This window comes from Microbacterium sp. PMB16 (assembly GCF_051294855.1).
Lineage (GTDB): Bacteria > Actinomycetota > Actinomycetes > Actinomycetales > Microbacteriaceae > Microbacterium.
Window position 1 is genome coordinate 2,740,098 of record NZ_CP145908.1, and the last position, 23,513, is coordinate 2,763,610.

Below are 23,513 nucleotides of genomic sequence, written 5' to 3' on the forward strand. Positions count from 1 at the left end.
TCAGCGCAGCTCTGAGATCAGTACGGCGCTGGTTCCCGGTGCGGTCGCCTCGAACACGTGGGGGGCGTCACCTGCGTAGGTGAGGTAGTCGCCCGGGTTCAGCGTCACCGGGTCTCCGATCGGACCGACCTGCGCCTGTCCGGCGATCATCACCACGTGCTCGATCGTTCCGGGGTGGTGCGGCACGGACTGCCGCGGGTCGCCGGGCTCTGCCTGGATCAGGTAGATGTCGCGTCGTGCACCCGGGGGACTGGCGGCGAGCAACGTGGCGCTGTAGGCGGACGCGGAGGAGGGGACTCCGGCGAGGTCGTGGGCGCGGATGAGCGTGGGCGCGTTCGTCTGCTGGTCGACGAGCACGGCGAACGGCACGCCGAGCGCGACTCCCAGGGCCCACAGTGTCTCGACGCTCGGGTTGCCTGCTCCGCTCTCCAGTTGCGACACCGTGGCTTTCGAGATTCCCGCCCGACGTGCGAGCTCGGACACCGACAGGTTCGCGGCCTCCCGCTCTCGTTTCAGAGTGCGGGAGATGCGGGTGCGAAGATCTTCCATGCGTTCATCATGTCAAACGATCGTTCGCTTGACTATGCGCGCGCCGGTGTTCAGAATGATAGTCATGTGTTCACCGAAGCGAACGATCGGCTCGAGGGCCCGAGATGACGGCTGAACGCGAGGTGTGGCGCGAAGCTCTCGGGGTCGTGCTCGCCACAAGTGCGTACGGCATCTCGTTCGGAGCGCTGGCCGTGGCAGCCGGGCTCGACGTCTGGCAGACGTGCGTGCTGAGTCTCCTGATGTTCACCGGCGGGTCGCAGTTCGCCTTCGTCGGAGTTCTCACCGCGGGAGGGCTGGCGGCGCTGCCGTCCGCGATCGCCTCCGCCGCGCTGCTCGGGGTGCGCAATGTCGCCTACGGCATGCGCATGTCGCCCATCGTCGGAGGGGGACCACTGCGTCGGGCTGCCGCCGCCCACTTCACGATCGACGAGTCGACCGCCGTGGCGATCTCGCAGACGATGCCGCGACTGCGCCAGCTGGGCTTCTGGGTGACCGGGATCGGCATCTTCGTGGGCTGGAACATCACCACCCTGATCGGTGCGCTCGTCGGCGACGTCCTCGGCGACCCGAAGACCTGGGGATTGGATGCCGCGGCCGCCGCCGCCTTCCTCGCACTGCTCTGGCCGCGTCTCCAACAGCGGCAGGCGATCGCCGTCGGCGTCGCCGCTGCAGTCGTGGCCGCGGCACTCACGCCTTTCCTGATGCCCGGTCTGCCCGTGCTCATCGCTGCGTTCGTCGCGATCGTCGTCGGCTGGTTCAACTGGATGGGGCGTGCCCCCGGAAAGACGAATGCGACGGATGCGCGGGATGCCGGAACGGAGCCCGCCTGATGAGTCTGTGGAGTGCCATCCTGCTGGCGGCCCTGATCTGCCTCGCTCTGAAGGCTGCCGGATACCTCGTACCGCCGAAGGCCCTCGAGGCCCCGCGCACCGCTCGCATCTCCGATCTGCTGACCGTTGCGCTGCTGGCGGCCCTCGTGGCCGTGCAGACGCTGGGCGACGGCCAGGCGATCATGGTCGACGCGCGGGTGCCCGCCCTGCTCGTTGCGGGCGGACTCCTCTGGCTGCGGCAGTCGTTCCTCGTCGTCGTGATCGCCGCGGCGGCCGTGGCTGCGCTGCTGCGGTTCTTCGGCCTCGCCGGGTGATCGCCCGAGCCCCCGAGGGGCATAGGTCTCGCCGGTAGGATCGACATGTGCGTGTGAACTGGGTGTCGAGGGTCGTGTCATGGGTCGCCGTCGCCGTGGTGGGCGGCGTCTACGGCGTCGCCGGCACCATCGCGCACAGCCTGACCTGGGGCCCGATCCCGGTCGGGCTGATCGTCGGGGCCATCGCCTGCGGAGCGATTCTCATCGCGGTCCGCGCGCTCACCCATGACCGAGGAGCGGCGGTCGCCGCCGGCCTCGGCATGCTCGGCATGCTCGTGCTGATCTCCGGGGTCGGACCCGGCGGATCCGTCGTGGTGGCCGACTCGCTCACCGGCCGCATCTGGACCTACCTGACCGCCGGTCTGGTCCTGCTGGTCGTCGCCTGGCCGTCGTTCTCACGGCTGCCGGTGCGCACGCAGGCAGCTCCCACGGAGGATCGCGCGGTCCGCGAGCCGTAGACTGGAGGGGTGACGTATGTGATCGCCCTCCCGTGCGTCGATGTCAAGGATCGCGCCTGCATCGACGAGTGCCCCGTTGACTGCATCTACGAGGGTGAACGCTCGCTGTACATCCACCCGGACGAATGCGTGGACTGCGGCGCCTGCGAACCGGTGTGCCCGGTCGAGGCGATCTACTACGAAGACGACCTCCCCGACGAGTGGCAGGACTACTACAAGGCGAACGTCGAGTTCTTCGACGAGATCGGCTCGCCCGGCGGCGCCGCCAAGGTCGGCGTCTACACCTTCGACCACCCGGTCATCGCCGCGCTGCCGCCGCAGGGCGAGTAGGCGACGTCTGTGAGCGTCCGCGACCTCGCCGACTACCCGTGGGACGCCGTCGTCCCGTTCCGGGACCGTGCCGCACAGCATCCGCACGGACTCGTGGATCTCTCGGTCGGCTCGCCGGTCGATCCGACCCCGGAGATCATCCGTCGCGCGCTGGCGGAGGCCACCGACGCGCACGCGTACCCGCAGACCGTCGGCACCCCGTCGCTTCGTGAGGCGATCGTGGCCTGGTACGCGCGCCGTCGTGGCGTCGCCGACCTGACCGTCGACAACGTGCTGCCCACGATCGGCTCGAAGGAGCTCGTCGCGCTGCTGCCGACGCTGCTCGGACTCGGCGTCGGCGACATCGTGGTGCACCCGCGAGTCGCCTATCCGACGTACGAGGTCGGTGCGCGCGTCGTCGGTGCCGAGCCGGTCGCCGCGGATGACCCCGCCGACTGGCCGCAGGGCACGAAGCTCATCTGGATCAACACACCCGGCAATCCGGACGGTCGCACCTGGACCGTGACCGAGCTGGCCGCCGCAGTGCAGCGCGCGCGCGAACTCGGCGCGGTGCTGGCGAGCGACGAGTGCTATGCGGAGCTCGGCTGGGACGGCCCCTGGGCGACCGAGTCGATTCCCTCGGTGCTCGACCCGCGGGTGACCGGGGGCAGTCGAGCGAACCTGCTCAGCGTGTACTCCCTGAGCAAGCAGTCGAACCTCGCCGGGTATCGGGCCGCGTTCGTCGCGGGCTGCGCCCGCATCGTGGGCGATCTGCTCACCGCACGCAAGCACCTCGGCCTGATGCCGCCGGCACCCGTGCAGCAAGCGATGGCTGTGGCGCTGGGCGACGACGAGCACGTCGCGGCGCAGAAGGAGCTGTACCGCGCACGCCGTGACACCCTGCGCCCCGCGCTGGAGGCGGCCGGCTTCCGGATCGACGGATCCGAGGCGGGGCTGTACCTCTGGGCGACGGAGGGCCGGGATGCCTGGGACTCGATGGGCCGTCTGGCTGATCTCGGCATCCTCGCCGGCCCCGGACCGTTCTACGGCGCCGATTCCGGCCAGCACATCCGCCTGGCCCTGACAGCGCCGACCGACCGGATCGCCGAGGCCGCACGTCGCCTGCATGGAGGAAAACTGTAGCTTCCCTCTTCAGTGAGGCGCTCTGTTTGGTGGTTGTCACAGTAGGCCGGTGTGACTACTAGGCTGTAAAGGCGATTCGGTCGTAACCCGACCTGGCGCTTCGGCGCCGTGAGATCGCCACTTCCGGCATGACCTAGATCTTTGTCTACACCGACGCCACGCGCGGACGGCCAGACACCACGAGGAGGCCCGCGTGAGCGCAGCGGCAGACCAGACGGCGAAGCTGACGATCGGCGACACGACCGCCGAGTTCCCGCTGGTGCGCGGCACGGCCGGCCACGACAGCATCGACTTCTCGACCCTGACCCGCCAGACCGGGTACACGGGCTTGGACTACGGCTTCGTGAACACCGCGTCCACCAAGTCCGACATCACGTTCATCGACGGCGACAAGGGCATCCTGCGCTATCGGGGCTATCCGATCGAGCAGCTCGCCGGCACCACGAGCTACCTCGAGGTCGCCTGGCTCCTGATCTACGGCGAACTCCCGTCGGCGTCGGAGCTCGCCGAGTTCGACGAGAAGATCCGTCGTCACACGCTGCTGCACGAAGACCTCAAGCGCTTCTTCTCGGCGCTGCCGCACACGGCGCACCCGATGTCGGTGCTCTCCTCGGCCGTCGCCGCCCTCTCGACCTATTACGAGGGCCAGACCGACCCGCACAACCCCGAGCACGTCGAGCTGAACATGGTGCGCATGCTCGCCAAGCTCCCGGTCATCGCGGCGTACGCGCACAAGAAGAGCGTCGGCCAGGCCTTCCTCTACCCGGACAACTCGCTGAGCTTCGTCGACAACTTCCTCAAGCTCAACTTCGGGGTGCACAGCGAGGAGTACCAGGTCAACCCGGTCATGTCGAAGGCGCTCGAGTTGCTGCTCATCCTTCACGAAGACCACGAGCAGAACGCGTCCACGTCGACGGTGCGCCTGGTCGGTTCCACCGGGGCGAACCAGTTCGCGTCGATCTCCGCCGGCATCCAGGCCCTCTCCGGCCCGCTTCACGGCGGTGCGAACGAGGCCGTGCTCACGATGCTCGGGCAGATCCGCGACTCCGGTCAGAGCGTCTCGCGCTTCGTCGATCGGGTGAAGAACAAGGAAGAGGGCGTGAAGCTGATGGGCTTCGGGCACCGGGTCTACAAGAACTACGACCCGCGCGCCAAGCTCGTCAAGGATGCCGCTGACGAGGTGCTGTCCTCGCTCGGCGTCACCGACCCGCTGCTCGACCTCGCGAAGGAGCTCGAGGAGCTGGCGCTGGCCGACGACTACTTCCGTGAGCGTCGCCTGTACCCGAACGTCGACTTCTACACCGGCGTCATCTACAAGGCGATGGGCTTCCCGACGCGGATGTTCACCGTGCTGTTCGCGATCGGCCGCCTGCCCGGCTGGCTGGCGCAGTGGCGCGAACTGCAGCTCGACCCGCAGACGAAGATCGGCCGCCCCCAGCAGCTGTACACGGGGTCACCGGAGCGCACCTTCCAGACCCGCTGAGGCCTGACACGATGCCCGTCGTCAGCGCCGAGGTCATCGTCCCGGTCAACCCTGCGACGGCATTCGCCGTCTCGCAGACGACGGGAGCCATCCGCCGGCGCTGGGATCCGTTCATCAGCGAGCAGCACTTCCTCGATGACGCGGATGCCGCGGCCAAGGGCGTGCGCACCTTCACGCGCCAGCGCTTCGGCTTCAGCATGGTGAGCAGCTACGTATCCTACGCGCCGCCGACGAACGTGGGCATGGTGATGGAGAGCGGACCGTGGTTCTTCGAGAAGCTCGGTGGTGGCTGGCGGTTCACCGCTGTGCCCGAAGGCACGCTCGCGGTGTGGAAGTACAACTTCTCGTGCCGACCGGCCTGGCTGGCGCCGGTGGCCGAGTGGATCGGCAAGCGCGTGCTCGGCTTCGAGATCCGCCGTCGGCTGGCCGGGTTCGTTCGCGGGTGCTCGGATCCCGTCGTCGTGGCGGCCGTTCGGTCCTGACGACGGCAGGGTGCGCGCGGCGGAAACGCGAAACGGCCGCCGGCACGAATGCACGACGACCGTTCACGGTGTCAGGGCGCCGGCTTCACACCGGCGCCCCCGAGATTCAGCGGCCCTGGTAGCCGCGGCCGCCCTGACCCTGGCGTGCGGCGCCGCCCTGACGGGCCGCACCGCCCTGTCCGCCCTGTCCCGAACGGGGACGACGACGGCGAGCCGGGGGAGTGGAGGCGCCGGCGCGCTCTCCGCCGGCCGGACGCTGCTTGGCCGAACGCTGCGGCTGCTGCGCCTGGACGGGCGCCGGGCGCACGTGAGCTGCACGCTCGGGCACGAGACCGGTGATGGCGTCCTGCGTCGCGTTCTCGAGCGGCGCGCTGATGGCGGCCTTGCGGAGGAGGTCCTTGACGTCACGGCGCTGCTCGGGGAGCACGACCGTCACGACGGTACCCGCGGCGCCGGCGCGCGCGGTGCGGCCGGAACGGTGCAGGTACGCCTTGTGCTCGACGGGCGGGTCGACGTGGACGACCAGGTCGACGTTGTCGACGTGCACGCCACGGGCTGCGACGTCGGTCGCGACGAGCACACGCACGCCACCGTCGTCGGGAGCAGCGGAGAAGGCGCTGAGGTTGCGTTCGCGAGCATTCTGCGAGAGGTTGCCGTGCAGGTCGACAGCGGGGATGCCCGCCGCGGTGAGCTGCTTGGCGAGCTTCTTCGCCTGGTGCTTCGTGCGCGTGAAGAGGATGCGGCGACCGGTCCCGGACGCGAGGTCGCGCACCAGAGCGGTCTTGTCGTCCGTCGAGTCGACGACGAGCACGCGGTGGGTCATCTCGCCCACGGGCACGCTCTCTTCGTCGACCTCGTGGCTGACCGCGTTGGAGAGGAAGCGGCGGGCGAGGGTGTCGATGCCGCGGTCCAGCGTGGCGCTGAACAGCAGGCGCTGTCCGCCGGCCGGAGTCGCGGTGAGGATGCGGGTGACGCCGGGCAGGAACCCGAGGTCGGCCATGTGGTCGGCCTCGTCGAGCACGGTGACCTCGACGGCGTCGAGCTGGACGACCCGCTGCTTCATGAGGTCTTCGAGCCGGCCGGGGCAGGCCACGACGATGTCGACGCCGCTGCGCATCGCCTGCTCCTGCGGACGCTGGCTGACGCCGCCGAAGACGGTGGTGACGCGCAGGCCCTTGGCTGCGGCGAGCGGCGCGATGGTCGCGGCGATCTGGGTGGCGAGCTCGCGGGTCGGAGCGAGCACCAGGCCGCGGGGGTGACCGGCACGGCTGCTGCGGGACGAAGCGGCGATGCGCGCGACCAGGGGAAGCGCGAAGGCGATCGTCTTGCCACTGCCGGTGCGGCCGCGGCCGAGGAGGTCACGACCGGCGAGGGAGTCGGGAAGCGTGTCGCGCTGAATCGCGAACGCCTCGGTCTTGCCGTCCTTCGCGAGGATGGCAGCGAGGTCGGCGGGCACGCCGAGATCGAGGAAAGAAGTCATAGGGGTATTTCTCCGAGATTGCACGCACGAACCATCAGGGCCGGGTGCGGGAAGGTGGGCGACGGCGCGGGATCGCGCATCGTTTCGCCGTTCGAAATGGCCAGAACCAGGCTAGTGGCGCGGGAGCGTGTCGACGACGCAGACGCCTCGCATCGCGAGGAGCGTCACGCCGACACTATCACGCACTGCCTGTGAACCGGCCCGCCGCGCCCCGCGCGCCGCGCCGCATCCGGTCGCGGAGTCAGGCGTGCAGTGCTTCGTTGAGGGTCACGCCGACCCCGGCACGACGCACAGCCTCGACGGCGCCGCTGAGCGAGTTGCGGCGGAAGAGCAGCCCGTTCTGCCCGGAGAGTTCCGCTCCCTTGACGGTCTTCCTGCCGCCGTCGGCGGTCACGGGGCCGTCGACGAGCACGATCTTCGTGCCGGCGGTGACGTAGAGCCCCGCTTCGACCACGCAGTCGTCTCCCAGCGAGATGCCGATACCGGCGTTCGCGCCCAGCAGGGTCCGTGCTCCGATCGAGACGCGGTGCGCCCCACCGCCCGACAGCGTCCCCATGATCGAGGACCCGCCGCCGATGTCGCTGCCGTCGCCGACCACGACACCCTGCGAGATGCGACCTTCGACCATGGAGGCGCCCAGCGTTCCGGCGTTGAAGTTCACGAAGCCCTCGTGCATCACGGTCGTGCCGGGGGAGAGGTACGCTCCGAGGCGCACGCGCGAGGCATCGGCGATCCGCACACCGGCCGGCTGCACGTAGTCGGTCAGCCGCGGGAACTTGTCGAGACCCTGCACCTGGATGCCGGCGCGCTGCAGCATCGGGCGCAGGCGGGCCGCGTCGTCCGGGTGCACCGGGCCGGCGTTGGTCCACGCCACGTTCGGCAGGTGGCCGAAGATGCCGTCGAGGTTCAGCTCGTTCGGACGCACCGCGAGGTGTGAGAGCGCGTGCAGGCGCAGATAAGCGTCGGCGGTGGACGCCGGCGGCTCGTCGAGGTCGATCTGGAGCTGCACGACCTCGATGGTGACGTTGCGACGCTCGTCGGGGCCGGTGAGCGGTTCCCACGTGGCGACCGCGGCGGCGGCATCGCCGGCGGAGGGCGACCCGGTGCCGACTTCGGGGTACCAGGCGTCGAGAACGGTGCCGTCTCCGGCGGTCGTGGTCAGTCCGATGCCCCATACCGTGCGCGCGTCACTCATACCTCCACGCTAGCGCGCCCGCCGACCGACGACTTCACGCATGACGGTGTAAGTAGGCTGGAGGAATGGTGCTCGATCTCACTGCGTCCTCCGTCGACCTCACCCGCGCGATCTGCGACATCCCGAGCGTCTCCGGAGACGAGAAGACCCTCGCCGACGCGATCGAGGCGGCGATCACTCCCTCCGCCCACCTCGAGGTCATCCGGCACGGCAACACGATCGTCGCGCGTACGAACCTGGGTCGCGCGCAGCGGGTCGCGATCGCCGGTCATATCGACACGGTCCCCATCAACGACAACGTGCCGACCCGCGACATCGAGATCGACGGCGTGCCATACCTGTGGGGGCGCGGAACGGTGGACATGAAGGCGGGCACCGCGGTGCAGTTGAAGCTCGCGGCCGAACTCGCCGATCCCGTGGTCGACATCACCTGGATGTGGTACGACAACGAGGAGATCGAGGCGTCCAAGAACGGTCTCGGCCTCCTGGCGGCGGTGCGTCCCGACCTGTTCGAGGCGGACTTCGCCATCCTCGGCGAACCCTCAAACGGCGAGGTCGAGGGCGGATGCAACGGAACGCTGCGTGCAATCGTGCGCACCTCGGGCGTTCGTGCTCACAGCGCTCGTGCGTGGATCGGTGAGAACGCGATCCACCGCGCCGCGCCCATCCTGTCCCGCCTCGCCGAGTACCGCGCAAAGGAGGTCGCGGTCGACGGTCTCCTGTACCGCGAGAGCCTGAGCGCCGTGCGCATCGCCGGTGGCGTCGCAGGCAACGTGATCCCCGACGCCTGCGAGGTCGAGGTGAACTACCGCTTCGCGCCCAGCAAGTCCGCCGCTGACGCGGAAGCGCACGTCCGCGGCGTCCTGGCCGGATTCGACGTCGAGATCACCGACGCGGCGGAGGGCGCGCGTCCCGGCCTCGACGCCCCGATCGCGCAGCAGTTCGTCGCCGCGGTCGGCGCAGAGCCACGGCCGAAGTACGGCTGGACCGATGTGGCGCGCTTCTCGGCACTCGGCATCCCCGCCGTCAACTACGGTCCGGGCGATCCGCACCTCGCCCACCACGATGAGGAGCGCGTGCCACTCGCGCAGATCGATGCCGTGGAGCGGGGCCTGCGCGCGTGGCTCACCTCGCACTGAGCATCGCCCGGGGTTGGGCGCGGATGCCGGTGGCCCTGCGTATCGCCGTCATCTATCTCGTGGCGCGGCTGATCACCACCGCCTTCTTCCTCGTCGCCGCATCGCTGTCGACAGCGTTCTCCCGGTTCGGCGCGGATGCCGGTCTGGTCGACTTCGTGCTGGGGTGGGACGCTCAGTGGTACTGGCTGGTGGCGGAGAGCGGCTACCCGTCTGAGCTGCCGCTGACCGATTCCGGGCAGGTCGCCGAGAACCCCTGGGCGTTCATGCCGGTGTTCGCCTACGCGGCCAAGACGATCGGCTTCGTGGTCGGATCGTGGGGCGGCGGTGCTCTCGTGCTGTCCTTCGTGGCCGGGTACCTGGCCTGCCTGGCGCTGCATCGGCTGCTGAGGGAGCGCATCGGCGCCTCGGCGGCGCTCTGGGCGGTGGTGTTCTTCGCTGCAGGGCCCCTCGCCGCGATGTTCCAGGTCGGATACGCCGAGACGCTCTTCCTCTTGCTGCTGTTCCTGGCACTCGATGCGACTGTCCGGCGGCGATACGCCTGGCTCTACCTCCTGATCCCGGTGATGGCGTTCACGCGCCCGGGCATCCTGGCGTTCGCGCTCTTTCTCGGCCTGCACGGACTGGTCAGATGGTTCCGCCGCAGAGACGAGCCACTCGCCGGACGCGAGATCGCGCACATCGTCGCGCTCGGTGCGCTGGCGACCGCGACCGGCTTCGCCTGGCAGGTCATCGCCGGGATCGTCACCGGAGACCCCGGTGCCTATCTCGCCACAGAGCTCGCGTGGCGACGGCACTGGATCGCCGGCGGTGTCGAGGGCTTCGTCCCGTTCGAGGGCTGGGTGCAGGCATCGCAGTTCTGGTTCGCTCAGTGGGGCTTGATGTCGTGGGCGGGGCCCGTGGTGCTCGCGCTGCTCGTCGCCGGGGCGGGCGCCGTGCTGCTGTTCTCACCGCAGGTGCGAGCGATCGGGACCGATCTGCGGCTGTGGAGCGCGAGCTATCTGCTCTACCTGCTCGCGGTGTTCTTCCCGCAGTCCAGCACCTTCCGGCTGCTGCTTCCGCTCAGCCCGCTGTGGGGCGCTGTCGCCGTCCCGCGCTCGCGGCGATGGCGGATCGGCATCCTGGTGCTCTGCCTGGTGGGCCAATGGCTCTGGATCTACCCGATGTACGCCCTCGGGAACACCTTCTGGCAGGTGCCGTGAATGTTAATGATCGGTGCATTTCTTTACAGGTGACGTCCAGGTCCCGGTAACAACCGATAAACTCATTCCATACCACCGAGGAAAAGGAGCCACGATGGCAGCGATGAAGCCGAGGACCGGAGACGGACCCATGGAGGCCGTAAAAGAAGGGCGACTCATCATCGTGCGCGTTCCGCTCGAAGGCGGCGGCCGTCTGGTCGTGTCTGTGAACGACGCCGAGGCCAAGGAACTTCACGACGTGCTGGCTGCCGTCGTGGCACCGGCCTGATTTTGACCCGGTTCCGCGTCTGCGGAACCGAGAGGGCGACGGATCTTCGGATCCGTCGCCCTCTTCTTTGTTCGGGGTCAGCCGCCTGTGCGGCTGTGCACGTCAGTCGCGCTCGGCGAGGCTGACGAGCTGCAACAGGCCCTCGCCTGCCGGGGACACCGTCGCGAGGACGGCGGACGACTCCTGCGTCTCCTGCACGAGCGAGCGGTAGGCCGCCGTGATCTCATCGCGCTGCACCGGGTCGGCGGCGCGTCCGCCGGCGAGCACGCGGGGCACCAGCACGATGCCGCCATTGCGCGCGAGCCGCAGCCCGTGCTCGACGTAGGCGATGACGTTCTCCGGGTCGGCGTCGACCAGGACGATGTCGTAGGAGGCCTCGTTCATGCGGGGAAGGACGTCTGACGCCCGCCCGGTGATGAAGCGTGCCTTGGTCGACGGCACCTTCGCATCGGAGAAGGCCTGGCGTGCGGCGGCGAGATGCTCGGGCTCGTTGTCGATCGAGGTCAGCACAGCCTGAGGTGCACCGCGCAGCAGCCAGAGGCCGGAGACGCCGGCGCCCGTGCCGATCTCGACGATCGAGCGTGCGGCGGTCGCGGCCGCGAGCACGGCGATCTGCGAACCGACGACGGCGCTGATCGGAGCGGCGCCCAGCTCGACGGCGTGCGCGCGTGCGCGTGCGATGGCATCCGGCTCGACGATGGACTCGCGAAGGAAACGTGCGTTCGCTTCGTGCTCGCTCATGGCCTGCCTTTCTCTGCCTGCGCTGTGATTCCCTCCAGCGTATGGGCTTCTTGCGCGCAGTGACCGCAGGCGCGGCGGTAGCCTGTAGACATGACGTTCGGGCTCACTTTCGAGAAGATGCTGCTTATCGGCCTCATCGCTGTGCTCATCATCGGTCCCGAGCGTCTGCCGAAGGCCGCGGAGGGCTTCTCCCGCATGGTTCGCAAGGCCGGCGAGTACATCCGCGACACCAAGTCCAAGATGCGGGACGAGATCGGACCCGATCTCGACGACGTCGATTGGCGCAAGCTCGACCCACGGCAGTACGACCCGCGCCGGATCATCCGCGACGCGCTGATGGAGGAACCGCAGCCCGCCACGGCGACGAAGGCCCAGGCGACGATCATGGAGCCGGTCGCTCCTCGCTCGCGCCAGGAGTTCAGCGCCGAGAACCGGCCGCCGTACGACCTCGAATCCACGTGATCCGAGGGCGCCAGAGCGCTCGCTCAGTCGTACGAATCCGAACCGCTGCGGCGGCCGCGATTCTCGGCGGCCTGGGGGCGGTGCTGATCTGGACACTCTGGGTGCTGCCGATCGCGGCATCCGTCGACGCCGCCGACTCCCGTCCACTGGGGGCGACCTTCACCGTCGAACTCGAGGCGGGGGAGCGGGTGGGCGTGTGGTCACAGGGCATCTCCGCGAGCCTGGGAACGACGGAGTGCACGGTGACAGCTCCGGATGACAGCCGCGTCGCACAGCGCGGAGCCCCCGCGCTCGACTGGGACGACACTCTCTGGTGGATGACGCCGAAGCGCGGATTCGCGCAGATGTCGCAGGTCACGGCGGCGACGACGGGGGACCACCGCATCCGTTGCGAGGATTCGCTCGACACCTATGACGGGGCGTTCCTGGTCGCCGGCGACTCGTTCGGGGGCGGCAGCATCGGCCTCGGACGTGGCGGCGGGGCCGACTATGCCGTCGGCACCATGCTCGCGTTCGGCGCGGTCTTTCTTCCGCCGTTCGCCGTCGGGGTGACGATCATCGTGCTGGTGCGAACCGCGTCCGCTCGGCGGTCCGCCCGCCGGAGTGCGCCACCGGCGATCTAGGTGTAGTGCCCAGTCAGGTTGTTTGAGATCCGGCTGATGGGCGGGAGCTTCCCGATGGCTGTGTGGGGCCTGTGGTGATTGTAGAAGTGCAACCAGGCTGGCAGGGCGGCTCGGCGCGCTGATTCCGAGTTGTAGTGCTTCGAGTAGGCCCAGCCATCGGCGAGGGTGCGATGGAACCTTTCGATCTTGCCGTTGGTCTGCGGCCGGTAGGGGCGGGTTCGCTTGTGTCGAATACTGAGCTCAGCGCATGCCGCTCGCCAGGCGTGGGACTTGTAGGCAGGGCCGTTGTCAGAGAGCACCCGCTCAACGGTGACGCCGCGATCGGCGAACCAAGAGGCTGCACGACGCAGGACACCGATCGCGGTCTCGGCCTTCTCATCGTCGTGGATCTCCGCGTAGGCGACCCGGGAGTGATCATCGATGACGGTGTGGATGTAGGCGTGACCGAGCAGCGGGTCGCGCTGTTTACCCCTGCGGCGGTGCTGATCGGTCGCGGCTCGGTTCTTGCCGCCTTGCTGCCGACCAACGAACCGCCAGCCTCCGCCGAGCGGGATGTTGCCCAGCTTCTTCACATCGACATGGATCAGGGAACCGGGACGGTCGTGTTCGTAGCGGCGAGCCGGCTCGCCGGTCTTCACATCGACATGCGAGAGACGATTCAGGCGGCAGCGGACCAGCACCGCGTGGACCGTCGAGGCCTGCATCCCCAGCCGTCCGGCGATCTGGACCGGCCCCAAGCGCTTCTTGATCCGCAAATGCACGATCCGCTTCACGACAGGCTGCGGGGTCTTGTTCGGATGCCGGTGCGGTCTGCTTGACCGGTCTGCCATCCCCGCCTCGCCAAGCTCGACGTAACGCCTCGCCCATTTCGCCGCGGTCGGATACGACACCCGGAAGTACCTCGCAGCTCCCGCCACCGGCCATCCCTCGTCGACGACCTGCCGAGCCAGCCGGAGTCGTTGGCGCGGCGTCAAGGCCGCATTAGCGTGGGACACGAGAACCTCCTCGGTTCAGAGCGGAAGCGGTAGCAGCTCCACTCTGCCTTGGAGGTTCTCGTCACATCAGGGCATCCAGATCAAACAACGTCCCTGGGCACTACATCTAGGCGATCTTCGACCGCAGGTTCGCGATGTCTTCGTCGCTCAGCAGCGCGCGGGGGACGGCCGTCACGACCGATGCGTCGCGCAGCTTCAGCAGCACGGCATCCGTCCCCACCCTGATCCCCTGGAACGTGCGGTACGCGATCGTCGAGCGTCGATCACCGCTGCCCACCTGCAGCACCTCGTCTTCCAACAGCACCCACACCACCGACTCGGGCGGCATCGCGACACGCACCGCGTGCCGGGCGCTCGACACCGTCATCACGACGGCGGCGACCGCGAGAGCGATGACGAGCGGCGGCATCCAGGCGGCGAAGCCGTTCTCCTCCTGCTCGGAGACGACGCGGCCGGTCAGATTGAGGATGCTGACGACCAGCGCGGCCGCGAGCAGGACCCACATGACGATGGCGACCGGGCGGGTCAGCGAGTAGATCGCCGCATCGCGCGCCATCCGACGCAGCAGGCTCTGATCGACCGTGAGGGAGCGAGGGGGCATCATCCCATTCTCCCACGGGGCGTTCTGCCGTGGCGGTTCAGCCGATGGACATCGGCAGGGAGCGCCCGGAGAGCCCGCGCCCCTGGCGCGCGAGAGTCTTCGCGAGGTCGCGGATCATGACGGCGGCAGCATCCGCCGTGTCTCCGGTGACCACCGGGACTCCCGCGTCTCCGCCCTCGCGCAGTGCCGGGCTGAGCGGGATCGATGCCAGCAGGGGCGCCGGGTCGCCCGATTCGGAGAGCGCGGCTGCCACCGCTGCGCCCCCGCCGGTTCCGAACAGATCGACGACCGTGCCGTCGGGGAGGGTGAACGCCGCCATGTTCTCGACGACCCCGATCACCCGCTGCCCGGTCTGACGGGCGACCAGGCCGCTGCGGATCGCGACATCGGATGCCGCGGTCTGCGGCGTCGTCACGACGAGCACCTCCGCGTGGGGGAGCAGCTGCCCGATCGAGATCGCGATGTCGCCGGTGCCGGGCGGCATGTCGATGAGGAGCACATCGAGGTCTCCGAAGAAGACGTCGGTGAGGAACTGCGAGACCGTGCGATGCAGCATCGGTCCGCGCCAGGCGACCACGGCTTCGCCATCACGGAGGAACATCCCGATGGAGATCGTCTTCACACCGTGCGCGACCGGCGGCAGCATGAGGTCGTCGATGCGCGTCGGCTGCGTCCCGGCCGGGATGCCGAGCAGACCGGGGATCGAGAATCCGTGCACATCGGCGTCGACGAGCCCGACGGCGAGTCCCAGATCGGCAAGGGCGACGGCCAGGTTCGCGGTGACCGTCGACTTGCCGACGCCGCCCTTGCCGCTGGAGACGAGGATGACGCGGGTGAGCGAGTCGGGTCCGAACGGCATCTGCCGCGCCTGGCCATCGCGGAGCTTCTCGGTCAGCGCCTTGCGCTCGGCCGGCGTCATGACGCCGATCGTGAGGTCCACTTCCGCGATGCCGGGAACGGATGCCGCGGCCTGCCGCACGTCGGACTCGATGCGCGCCGCGGCCGGGCAGCCGACGATCGTGAGGACGATCCCGACGGTCGCACGGTCGCCGTCGACCTCGACCTCGCGCACCATGTCGAGGTCGCCGATCGGACGGCGCAGCTCGGGATCCGTGACAGCGGCGACCGCGGTACGGACACTCTCGGCAGTCGTCATGACGCGGTGCCGCCCGCGGACTCGTTCTCCGTGCGTTTCTCGTCGGCGTGCTTGTCGTCGGCGGAGTCGAGTTCTGCGAGCAGCGTCTTCAGCTCATGTCGCAGCACGTCGCGCGTCACGAGCTGCGTGTTGCGCTCCTCGAGCGCCATCCGCAGGGCCACGATCTCCCGGGCGAGGTACTCGGTGTCAGCCAGGTTGCGTTCCGCACGCTGCCGGTCCTGCTCGATCTGCACGCGGTCACGGTCGTCCTGCCGGTTCTGCGCGAGCAGGATCAGCGGCGCGGCATACGAGGCCTGCAGCGAGAGCATCAGGGTGAGCGCTGTGAAACCGAGGGCTGCGTCGTCGAACCGCAGGTTGTCGGGGGTCAGCGTGTTCCAGAGGATCCAGGCCACGCAGAACAGCGTGAGCATCAGCAGGAACGCGGGGGTGCCCATCGCGCGGGCGACCCACTCGGTGAAACGGCCGAAGCGGTCGCGCGAGGTCGGGCGCTGGCGGGTGGTGCCGCGGCCGAGCGGCGCGTCGAGGCGGGGCGCGTTGCGGGCCATCAGCGCACCTCCTCGGTGGTCGGCGCGGCGTCTTCGCTGTCGTGCGAGCGCCAGTCGTCGGGCAGGAGATAGTCGAGCACGTCGTCGATGCTCACCGCCCCGACCAGGCGGCGCGCGGCGTCGACGACCGGGAGCGAGACGAGGTCGTAGCTCGCCAGCAGTCGCGCGACCTCGGCGGCGGAGGCGTTCACCGGCACCGGGTCGAGACTGTCGTCCATGATCCCGCCGAGTCGCTCGTGGGGCGGGTAGCGCAGCATCCGCTGGAAGTGCACCATGCCGAGCAGGCGACCGGTCGGGGTCTCGAACGGCGGCAGAGTCACGAAGACGGCGGATGCCAACGCAGGGTGCAGCTCGTGGCGGCGGATCAGCGCGAGTGCCTCTGCGACTGTGGCGTCGGCCGAGAGGATGATCGGCTCGGGCGTCATCAGGCCGCCGGCGGTGTCGGCGCCGTAACGCAGCAGCATCCTGACGTCTTCCGCTTCCTCCGGCTCCATCAGCTCGAGCAACTGCTCGAGGCGCTTCGGCGGCAGCTGCGCGAGCAGGTCGGCCGCGTCGTCGGGCTCCATCTGGTCGAGGATGTCCGCGGCGCGCTCGTCGCCCAGCCAATCGAGGATGTGCACCTGGTCGTCTTCAGGCATCTCCTCGAGCGCGTCGGCGAGACGATCGTCGGACAGTTCCTCCGCCACCTCGATCATGCGCTTCTGCGGCAGATCGAGGAGAGTGTTCGCGAGGTCGGCCGCGTGCAGCTCGGCATACGAGGCGACCAGCTGCTCGGCGGACTGGGACTCGCCGGGGGCGGTCTTCTCGACGACCTCGCTCCAGGCGGCGAAAGTGGTCGGCCCCTTGGCGAACGGCGAGGCGCTCGTCTTCGGCCGACGCAGGAAGAGCTGGCTGACCGCCCACTCGCCGAGCCGGTTCGGCTCGATCGCGACGTCCTCGATGACCGCGGTGCCGCTGCCGTCGGCGAACGTCATCCGTCGTCCGAGCATCTCGGCCAGCACACGCACCTCTCCGGCGCGCGGTGAGAACCTGCGTACGTTGATGAGCCCGGTGCTGATGACCTGCCCGGCGCGGATCGAGGTGACCCGTCCGATGGAGAGGAACACCTGGCGACGACCGGGGATCTCGACGACCAGGCCGATCACGCGCGGAGCAGCGGTACTTCGGTACACGATGACGACATCTCGGACTTTGCCGAGCCGATCGCCGACGGGGTCGAAGACGGCGCACCCGGCCAGGCGCGCGGCGAATACCCGTTGTGTGCTCACGTCCCCAGCGTAGTGCGCGGGCCCAGGGGACAGCCTGTGGGTTGCGCGCCCAGTCCCGACACTGCAGGGCGTGGAAGAATAGCCGGATGAGCATGCTGAACCGTCCCTTGAACGGTACCGACACCGGCGAGATCGTCGCATCGACGCGCGACTACGAGAGCGCGCAGAAGACGGTGTCGAAGCTGATCGCGGGGGAGGTGCCCGCGCGGGACATCGCCATCGTCGGCCAGAGCGTCCGCACGGTCGAGCGGGTGACCGGGAAGCTGGGCTACGCGGCCGCCGCGCGGTCCGGCGCGATCAACGGCGTGCTGATCGGCCTCTTCCTGTCGGCGATCCTCGTGCTCGGCAACCCCGAGGTGCCGATCCAGCTCTTCGTCGGCTTCGTCTTCATCGGCGTGGCACTGGGAATGCTGCTGAGTCTCGTGTCGTACGCGATCGTGCGTCGTCGGCGGGACTTCGCCAGCGTCACCCAGTTCGCCGCAGACCACTACGAGGTCACGGTGCTGGCAGCGTCGCTGTCCAAGGCGCGGGGCGTCCTCGGCGCCGGCACCGTGGCACCGGTCCGGCCGCCGGTGAACCTCGACGAGCCCCCGCGATACGGCGAGCGGGTCACGCCGGGCGCCGCACCCGCACCCGAGACACAGCCTGCTCCCGCGCCGACCCCTGACCCAGCGCCTGCCCCGGAGCCCGCCTCGGCGCCTGCGCCCGCCCCGGAGCCCGCTTCGGAGCCCGTCGTCCCGCCCCGCCCGGCTGATCCTGCGCCGCAGCCGGATGGTCCCGCCGCCGGCCCGGCGACGCCGCAGGCCGGCGTCTGATGAGCTCACGCCCGTCCACGGTGCGCTGATGGTCGACATCGCCGTCGAGCTGCCGACCGGCCCCGCGGCGATCTCGGCGGACTGGGTCGCGGGGAGCAACGGTGCGACGGTGATCATCGCGCACGGCGCCGGTACAGGAAAGGACCATCCCTTCCTGACCGGCTTCGCCGACGCGCTCGCCGCATTCGGCTTCTCCACGCTGCGATTCAACTTCCCCTACGTCGAGCAGGGAAGACGGATGCCGGGCCGGCGGCGCACGCGATCGCGACGTGGCGCGCGGTCGTCGCGTTCGCGCGTGAGACCGACCCCGACGCGACGGTCTGGGCGACCGGCAAGTCGTACGGCGGACGAATGGCATCGATGGCGGTCGCAGACGGCCTCGTCGTCGACGGGCTCGCGTACCTCGGCTACCCGCTCCATGCGCCGGGCAAGCCCGAGAAGCCGCGGATCGAGCACCTCCCGGCGATCGGGGTGCCGCAACTGTTCGTCGAGGGGACGAACGATCCGTTCATCCAGCCGATCTCCCAGTTCGAGGAAGCCGTCGCGACGTGCCAGGACGCCGAGGTCGTGTGGATCGACGGCGGCGGACACACTTTCGAGGTGAAGGGCCGCAAGCGCCCGGCATCCGATATCGGGGCCGCGCTCGCTCCGATCGTGGCGGAGTTCGTCCGGCGCTGAGTGCGAGGATGGCCGGGTGAGTCTCGAACGCATCGCTCTGATCTCCGACATCCACGGCAACCTGACAGCCCTGGAAGCCGTGCTCGACGACATCGCGGCGCGCGGCATCCAGCGGATCATCAATCTGGGTGACACCGCGGGCAAAGGGCCGCGCGGCGACGAGGCGGTCATCCGCTGTCGCGAGGTGTGTGAGGTCAGCGTCCGCGGCAACTGGGACGACTTCCTTCCCGGCATCCCCGACGACGGTCCGCCGGAGATGATCTGGTGGCGGGACGAGCTGTCGTCCGCGAGCAGGGAATGGCTGTCGGAGCTGCCCCTGAGCCTCGACCTCGAGCTGAGCGGGAGGCGCATCCGGCTGTTCCACGCCTCGGCCGAGAGCCCGCATGTGCGGGTGCACTTCCACCACACTCCCGAGCAGTTCGCGGGCATGTTCGAGAACACCGAGATGACGGGTGAGGGGCCGGTGCCCGACGTCGTCGGCTACGCCGACATCCACGACGCCTACATCGAGTCCGAAGACGGGCGCACCCTGTTCAACGTCGGCAGCGTCGGCAATCCGCTCGACGAGCCCACGCCGTCGTACGTGATCCTGGAGGGCGGCGCTTACGCCTCCGACCCGTTCGGAGTGCAGTTCATCCGTGTTCCGTACGACATCGAGGCCGAGATCGCCGTCGCCGAAGCGCTCGGGATGCCGGCACGTGACGTCTGGGCGGTCGAGCTCCGCACCGCTGTGTTCCGCGGGAGGCAGGGGTGAGGGGTCTCCATCACGTCGAGATCTGGGTCGATGAGCTCGAAGGGACTTCGGCCTCGTGGGCCTGGTTGTTCACTACCGTCGGCCTGAAGTGCGCGGCGGAGTGGCCGGGTGGTCGAACCTGGGACGCCGGTGGGGCGTACATCACTCTGACGACGTCGCCCAATCTCTCCGCCACCGCGCACGACCGGCGTCGCCCCGGAATGAATCACCTCGCGCTCTGGGGCGGCACGCGGGCAGACGTCGACGCCGTCGTCGCCGTGGCTTCGGAACACGGCTGGCAGCCGCTCTATGCGGATCGCTATCCTCACGCCGGCGGCCCCGACCATTACGCCGCCTGGCTGGAGAATTCCGAGGGATTCAAGGTCGAGATCGTCGCGGAGTGAACCGTGGCCTTTTCGGGTAGCGATGGTGGATCAGAAATGCTCCGGCGAGGCGTGAGTCAGCAGCGTTTCTGATCCACCATGGCGCGCAAGCTGTGAGCGGCAGCTCGCCCTCGTGCATCTGGTCGCGTCAGCCTTGCAGCCGCGCGATCCAGGCCTCGACCTCATCGGCCGTGCGAGGGATGTGGGCCGACAGATTCACCGGACCGTCTTCGGTCATCAGGATGTCGTCCTCGATGCGCACGCCGATTCCGCGCAGTTCCGCCGGCACCGTCAGGTCGTCGATCTGGAAGTACAGGCCGGGCTCGATCGTGAACACCATGCCCGGGGCGAGGATGCCGTCGTAGTACATCTCGCGGCGGGCCTGGGCGCAGTCGTGCACGTCGATGCCGAGGTGGTGGGAGGTGCCGTGCACCATGTAGCGGCGGTGCTGGCCACCCGCGTCCGCGTCGAGTGCCTCTTCGGCCGTGACCGGCAGCAGGCCCCACTCGGCCGTGCGCTGGGCGATCACCGTCATCGCGGCCGCGTGCACGTCGCGGAACCGGACACCGACGCGAGCGGCGGCGAGCGCGGCATCCGCTGCCTCACGCACGGTCTCGTACACCCGGCGCTGCACGTCGGTGAACGTGCCGGACACCGGCAGCGTACGGGTGATGTCGGCCGTGTAGAGGCTGTCGGCTTCCACTCCGGCGTCGACCAGGATCAGGTCGCCCGGCACCACTCCGCCGTCGTTGCGGGTCCAGTGCAGGTAGCACGCGTGCGGACCGGATGCCGCGATCGTGTCATAGCCTTCGCCGTTGCCGTCTTCGCGGGCGCGGCGGTGGAAGACGCCCTCGACGACGCGCTCGCCGCGGGCGTGGGCGATCGCCTGCGGCAGCTCGCGGATGATGTCGTCGAAGCCCTTCGCAGTGATCTCGACCGCGTGTCGCATCTCGGCGATCTCGAACTCGTCCTTGATCAGGCGCAGCTCCGAGACGAAGCGCGTGAGGTCCTCGTCGTCGTCGAGCACGAGTTCGCCGTCGGCAGGCAGGTACTCGTGCAGGTGGTCGGTCGCGATACCCAGGTCGGCGGCGACACCGTCGAGCGATGGCCGCGGGCCGATCCAGAACTCGCCGACGGTCGCATCGGCGTAGAACTCGGTGGTGGTGCGGTCGGCGCGCTCGCGGAAGTACAGGGTGACGTCGTGTCCGGCATCCGTCGGATCGAAGACGAGCACCGAGTCGGGCTCGGCGTCCGATGCCCACCCGGTGAGATGCGCGAAAGCGGAGTGCGCGCGGAACACGTAGTCGGTGTCGTTGCTGCGCTGCTTGAGGGAGCCGGCCGGGAGGACCAGGCGCTTGCCGGGGAACGCCGCCGAGACTGCCGCCCGACGGGTCGCTGCGAAGCTCGCCTGCGCCCGGGGCGCGGGGAGCGTCTCCGGCCGCTCGGCCCATCCCGTCGAGATGGTGTCGAGGAAGCCCTGCGGGAAGGGCTGCTTGCGGTTCGTCGTGCTGTTCTCGACCGTCTCGGTCGTCGCCTCAGCGGGGATCTCTACGGCGGCTTCTGCGATCGTGTCGCGCTCTCCGGTGCTCATCCCTCCAGTCTGTCATCTGTGCGACAGGAGCGGGAGATCAGCCGGCGGGCTCGAGCTGCACGACCAGGGCGCGGTGGTCGCTGCCGCCCGCGTCGTCGAGCACGACCGAACCCGACGGCTTCCAGTTCGGAGACGCCATGACGTGGTCGATCGGTGCACCGGCCAGCGGGGGGAGCGAACTGGGCCAGGTGCCGGCGAGGCCGCTGCCCGTGCGCGACGCCACGTCGCGGCAGTATCCGATATCGCCGCCGTCGACGCCGAGCGGAGCCATGTGGTCGATGGTCGCGTTGAAGTCACCGGCGAGGATGAAGTCGCCTTCCGGGCACTGGTCGGCGACCCACTGGAGGTCGCTCCGCCACTGCTCCATTTCCTCCATTCGAGGGGCCACCGCGTGCACGGCGACGATTGTGGGGCCGGAGCCGTCGATCGGCATCAGCACGGCGCTCGGCACGGAGCCGGTGTTGCTCGTGCCGTCCTTCGACGACTCGATGACCGAGTACTCGCCGAGATCGGGTGCGACGAGCACCGTCGTCTGCCAGGACTGCGGGCCGTCGGGGACATCGGGCCGGAACTGCACGTGGTGCACCCACATCGGGTGCCCCTGCTCGCGCAGCATGATCGCGATGCGCTCGCCGACGGCCTCGGTGGTCTCGGGGAGTGCGACGATGTCGGCCCCCTGATCGAGGATCTGCTGCGCGATCTGCTCGGCGGACACCGCCTCGCCCGCGGTGTTCCACGTCAGCACGCGCACGCTGTCCTCGGTCTTTGCCGGGAGGGCGGATGCGCCGAACCCGCGGGTCGCGCCCACGACGCCGATCGCTCCGGCGCCGAGCAGGGAGACGATGAGGACGGATGCTGCGAAGCCGCGCAGCGGGCGGGCGAACAGCAGCAGGAGAGCGAGGACCGCGAGGGCCAGGAAACCGCCGAGGACCAGCCCGCGGACCGACACGAGCTGCGCGAACGGATAGGTCTGCTCGAGGTGGAAGAACTGCGGCCACACCGTGATCGCCGCGGCGATCGCGAGCAGCACGGTGAAGAGAATCCCCAGTAGTCGAAGCATCCCCTCCAGCCTAGAAGCGCCGCCTGTGAAGTCCCTGCCGTGCTGCGCCCTTCGACAGGCTCAGATCGGTACGCTCGGAGGATGTCCATTCCGTCTCACGGGTTCGCAGGTCCCGCCGACCTGCACCTGCACTCCAACCATTCGGATGGCACGGAGAGCCCTGCCGAGGTGGTCCGACAGGCCCATGCGAGCGGCGTGCGCACGCTGGCGCTGACCGATCACGACCGCTCCACCGGATGGACCGAGGCCGGCGACGCCGCCGTCGCACTCGGGATGACCTTCCTCCCCGGGATGGAGCTCTCCGCCAAGCATGAGTGGCGCAGCGTCCACGTGCTCGGCTATCTCTTCGATCCGGAAGACGCTGCGCTGCGGGCCGAGACCGACCGGATCCGCGGCGATCGCATCGGCCGTGCGGAGCGGATCGTCCGCAACATCGGCCGCGACTACGACCTGCACTGGGACGACGTGCTCGCGCAGACCATGCTCGACGCGACGGTGGGGCGTCCGCACATCGCCGATGCGCTGGTGGCCCGCGGGATCGTGCGGGACCGTACCGAGGCGTTCGAGGGCATCCTGCATCCCCGCGAAGGCTATTACGAACCGCACTACGCGCCGGACCCGCTGACGGCGGTGCAGCTGATCACGGATGCCGGGGGAGTGGCGATCATCGCCCATCCGGTGACCGGCCGCGACATGATGATGCCGGTGCCCTACATCGAGCGGTTGATCGCCGCCGGACTCGGCGGATTCGAGATCGACCATCGGGAGAACACCGAACGAGGCAAACGCACGCTGCGGGCGATCGCGGCCTCGCATGATCTCATCGTCACCGGCTCGAGCGACTATCACGGCACGGGGAAGCCGAACCGTCCGGGCGAGAACACCACGGCAGACGAGATGGTGGCCCGGATCATAGACGGGTCGACCGGCACGGCTCCACGGCGCCCCTGATCCTCGGCGAACTGGCGGGAGACTCCCGGCAGCCTGTCGAATCGTGCGGATACGGTCGACGG

General features: G+C 69.2%; 27 protein-coding genes and 1 pseudogene. 17 read left to right on the forward strand and 11 right to left on the reverse strand.

Annotated elements, in window-relative coordinates; all coding sequences use genetic code 11:
- Positions 1-549 (reverse strand): helix-turn-helix domain-containing protein, encoded by a 549-nt coding sequence (locus V5D55_RS13140; RefSeq protein ID WP_435743692.1) that lies wholly within the window; start codon positions 547-549, stop codon positions 1-3.
- Between the two features lie 104 nt (positions 550-653).
- On the opposite strand from V5D55_RS13140, the gene V5D55_RS13145 reads away from it, so the two are divergent.
- The 7 genes from V5D55_RS13145 (at position 654) to V5D55_RS13175 (ending at position 5,568) form a co-directional block, all read left to right on the forward strand.
- The gene (locus V5D55_RS13145) at positions 654-1,379 is read left to right on the forward strand and encodes an AzlC family ABC transporter permease (protein ID WP_435743694.1); all 726 of its coding nucleotides are present in this window, start codon (positions 654-656) and stop codon (positions 1,377-1,379) included.
- Positions 1,379-1,693, forward strand: coding sequence for an AzlD domain-containing protein (locus tag V5D55_RS13150; protein ID WP_435743696.1), 315 nt, complete (start codon positions 1,379-1,381; stop codon positions 1,691-1,693). The genes V5D55_RS13145 and V5D55_RS13150 overlap by 1 nt, the downstream gene beginning before the upstream one ends.
- 47 nt (positions 1,694-1,740) lie before the next feature.
- Positions 1,741-2,151: a histidinol dehydrogenase gene (locus V5D55_RS13155; protein WP_435743698.1), complete on the forward strand. Its 411-nt coding sequence runs from the start codon at positions 1,741-1,743 to the stop codon at positions 2,149-2,151.
- A 9-nt stretch (positions 2,152-2,160) separates the two neighbouring features.
- Positions 2,161-2,481 carry a ferredoxin gene (gene fdxA / locus V5D55_RS13160; protein ID WP_282213936.1) on the forward strand — a complete coding sequence of 107 codons (321 nt, stop codon included), beginning with the start codon at positions 2,161-2,163 and terminating at the stop codon, positions 2,479-2,481.
- Positions 2,482-2,490: 9 nt separating this feature from the next.
- Positions 2,491-3,603: a succinyldiaminopimelate transaminase gene (dapC, locus tag V5D55_RS13165; RefSeq protein ID WP_435743700.1), complete on the forward strand. Its 1,113-nt coding sequence runs from the start codon at positions 2,491-2,493 to the stop codon at positions 3,601-3,603.
- A gap of 193 nt (positions 3,604-3,796) precedes the next feature.
- Positions 3,797-5,086, forward strand: coding sequence for a citrate synthase (locus V5D55_RS13170; protein ID WP_435743702.1), 1,290 nt, complete (start codon positions 3,797-3,799; stop codon positions 5,084-5,086).
- An 11-nt stretch (positions 5,087-5,097) separates the two neighbouring features.
- Positions 5,098-5,568, forward strand: a complete 471-nt coding sequence (locus tag V5D55_RS13175; protein ID WP_435743704.1) for an SRPBCC family protein — start codon at positions 5,098-5,100, stop codon at positions 5,566-5,568.
- 106 nt (positions 5,569-5,674) lie between these two features.
- Here V5D55_RS13175 and V5D55_RS13180 read toward each other — a convergent pair whose 3' ends face one another.
- Both V5D55_RS13180 and dapD read right to left on the reverse strand, forming a co-directional pair.
- Entirely contained in the window at positions 5,675-7,048 is a 1,374-nt protein-coding gene (locus V5D55_RS13180; protein ID WP_435743706.1) for a DEAD/DEAH box helicase, read from the reverse strand.
- A gap of 241 nt (positions 7,049-7,289) precedes the next feature.
- Complete coding sequence (gene dapD, locus V5D55_RS13185; protein WP_435743708.1) at positions 7,290-8,243, reverse strand: 2,3,4,5-tetrahydropyridine-2,6-dicarboxylate N-succinyltransferase; 954 nt, start codon at positions 8,241-8,243, stop codon at positions 7,290-7,292.
- Positions 8,244-8,308: 65 nt separating this feature from the next.
- Between dapD and dapE the strand changes: the two genes are divergently transcribed.
- From dapE to V5D55_RS13200, 3 genes are all read left to right on the forward strand, one after another.
- Positions 8,309-9,382, forward strand: a complete 1,074-nt coding sequence (gene dapE / locus V5D55_RS13190) for a succinyl-diaminopimelate desuccinylase (RefSeq protein WP_435743710.1) — start codon at positions 8,309-8,311, stop codon at positions 9,380-9,382.
- Positions 9,364-10,581: a hypothetical protein gene (locus V5D55_RS13195; protein WP_435743712.1), complete on the forward strand. Its 1,218-nt coding sequence runs from the start codon at positions 9,364-9,366 to the stop codon at positions 10,579-10,581. The genes dapE and V5D55_RS13195 overlap by 19 nt, the downstream gene beginning before the upstream one ends.
- A 94-nt stretch (positions 10,582-10,675) precedes the next feature.
- Entirely contained in the window at positions 10,676-10,849 is a 174-nt protein-coding gene (locus tag V5D55_RS13200; RefSeq protein ID WP_017203323.1) for a DUF3117 domain-containing protein, read from the forward strand.
- Between the two features lie 102 nt (positions 10,850-10,951).
- On the opposite strand, the gene V5D55_RS13205 is transcribed toward V5D55_RS13200, so the two are convergent.
- Complete coding sequence (locus V5D55_RS13205) at positions 10,952-11,590, reverse strand: O-methyltransferase (protein WP_435743714.1); 639 nt, start codon at positions 11,588-11,590, stop codon at positions 10,952-10,954.
- Positions 11,591-11,680: 90 nt separating this feature from the next.
- On the opposite strand from V5D55_RS13205, the gene V5D55_RS13210 reads away from it, so the two are divergent.
- Positions 11,681-12,052: a Sec-independent protein translocase TatB gene (locus V5D55_RS13210; RefSeq protein WP_435743716.1), complete on the forward strand. Its 372-nt coding sequence runs from the start codon at positions 11,681-11,683 to the stop codon at positions 12,050-12,052.
- Between the two features lie 80 nt (positions 12,053-12,132).
- Positions 12,133-12,675, forward strand: a complete 543-nt coding sequence (locus V5D55_RS13215; protein WP_435743718.1) for a hypothetical protein — start codon at positions 12,133-12,135, stop codon at positions 12,673-12,675.
- On the opposite strand, the gene V5D55_RS13220 is transcribed toward V5D55_RS13215, so the two are convergent.
- The 5 genes from V5D55_RS13220 to V5D55_RS13240 form a co-directional block, all read right to left on the reverse strand.
- The gene (locus V5D55_RS13220) at positions 12,672-13,670 is read right to left on the reverse strand and encodes an IS481 family transposase (RefSeq protein WP_435743127.1); all 999 of its coding nucleotides are present in this window, start codon (positions 13,668-13,670) and stop codon (positions 12,672-12,674) included. The genes V5D55_RS13215 and V5D55_RS13220 overlap by 4 nt on opposite strands.
- Positions 13,671-13,776: 106 nt before the next feature.
- Positions 13,777-14,271 carry a YcxB family protein gene (locus V5D55_RS13225; RefSeq protein WP_435743720.1) on the reverse strand — a complete coding sequence of 165 codons (495 nt, stop codon included), beginning with the start codon at positions 14,269-14,271 and terminating at the stop codon, positions 13,777-13,779.
- Between the two features lie 37 nt (positions 14,272-14,308).
- Positions 14,309-15,427 carry an Mrp/NBP35 family ATP-binding protein gene (locus tag V5D55_RS13230; protein WP_435743722.1) on the reverse strand — a complete coding sequence of 373 codons (1,119 nt, stop codon included), beginning with the start codon at positions 15,425-15,427 and terminating at the stop codon, positions 14,309-14,311.
- The gene (locus V5D55_RS13235; RefSeq protein WP_435743724.1) at positions 15,424-15,972 is read right to left on the reverse strand and encodes a DUF1003 domain-containing protein; all 549 of its coding nucleotides are present in this window, start codon (positions 15,970-15,972) and stop codon (positions 15,424-15,426) included. The genes V5D55_RS13230 and V5D55_RS13235 overlap by 4 nt, the downstream gene beginning before the upstream one ends.
- Positions 15,972-17,240 (reverse strand): magnesium transporter MgtE N-terminal domain-containing protein, encoded by a 1,269-nt coding sequence (locus tag V5D55_RS13240; protein WP_435743726.1) that lies wholly within the window; start codon positions 17,238-17,240, stop codon positions 15,972-15,974. The genes V5D55_RS13235 and V5D55_RS13240 overlap by 1 nt, the downstream gene beginning before the upstream one ends.
- A gap of 86 nt (positions 17,241-17,326) precedes the next feature.
- On the opposite strand from V5D55_RS13240, the gene V5D55_RS13245 reads away from it, so the two are divergent.
- The 4 genes and pseudogenes from V5D55_RS13245 (at position 17,327) to V5D55_RS13260 (ending at position 19,870) form a co-directional block, all read left to right on the forward strand.
- Positions 17,327-18,055, forward strand: a complete 729-nt coding sequence (locus V5D55_RS13245; RefSeq protein WP_435743728.1) for a general stress protein — start codon at positions 17,327-17,329, stop codon at positions 18,053-18,055.
- 28 nt (positions 18,056-18,083) lie between these two features.
- Positions 18,084-18,733: pseudogene (locus V5D55_RS13250) on the forward strand (alpha/beta hydrolase family protein).
- A 16-nt stretch (positions 18,734-18,749) separates the two neighbouring features.
- Positions 18,750-19,487: a metallophosphoesterase family protein gene (locus V5D55_RS13255; protein WP_435743730.1), complete on the forward strand. Its 738-nt coding sequence runs from the start codon at positions 18,750-18,752 to the stop codon at positions 19,485-19,487.
- Positions 19,484-19,870 (forward strand): VOC family protein, encoded by a 387-nt coding sequence (locus V5D55_RS13260; RefSeq protein WP_435743732.1) that lies wholly within the window; start codon positions 19,484-19,486, stop codon positions 19,868-19,870. The genes V5D55_RS13255 and V5D55_RS13260 overlap by 4 nt, the downstream gene beginning before the upstream one ends.
- Before the next feature lie 127 nt (positions 19,871-19,997).
- Here the strand turns inward: V5D55_RS13260 and V5D55_RS13265 are convergent, their stop codons facing one another.
- Both V5D55_RS13265 and V5D55_RS13270 read right to left on the reverse strand, forming a co-directional pair.
- A complete protein-coding gene (locus V5D55_RS13265) occupies positions 19,998-21,440 on the reverse strand; it encodes an aminopeptidase P family protein (RefSeq protein WP_435743734.1) in 1,443 nt (480 codons plus the stop codon).
- Positions 21,441-21,477: 37 nt separating this feature from the next.
- On the reverse strand, positions 21,478-22,500 hold the full coding sequence (locus V5D55_RS13270; RefSeq protein WP_435743736.1) for an endonuclease/exonuclease/phosphatase family protein: 1,023 nt from the start codon (positions 22,498-22,500) through the stop codon (positions 21,478-21,480).
- A gap of 81 nt (positions 22,501-22,581) precedes the next feature.
- Between V5D55_RS13270 and V5D55_RS13275 the strand changes: the two genes are divergently transcribed.
- Positions 22,582-23,451 carry a PHP domain-containing protein gene (locus V5D55_RS13275; RefSeq protein ID WP_435743738.1) on the forward strand — a complete coding sequence of 290 codons (870 nt, stop codon included), beginning with the start codon at positions 22,582-22,584 and terminating at the stop codon, positions 23,449-23,451.
- Positions 23,452-23,513 lie beyond the last annotated feature (62 nt).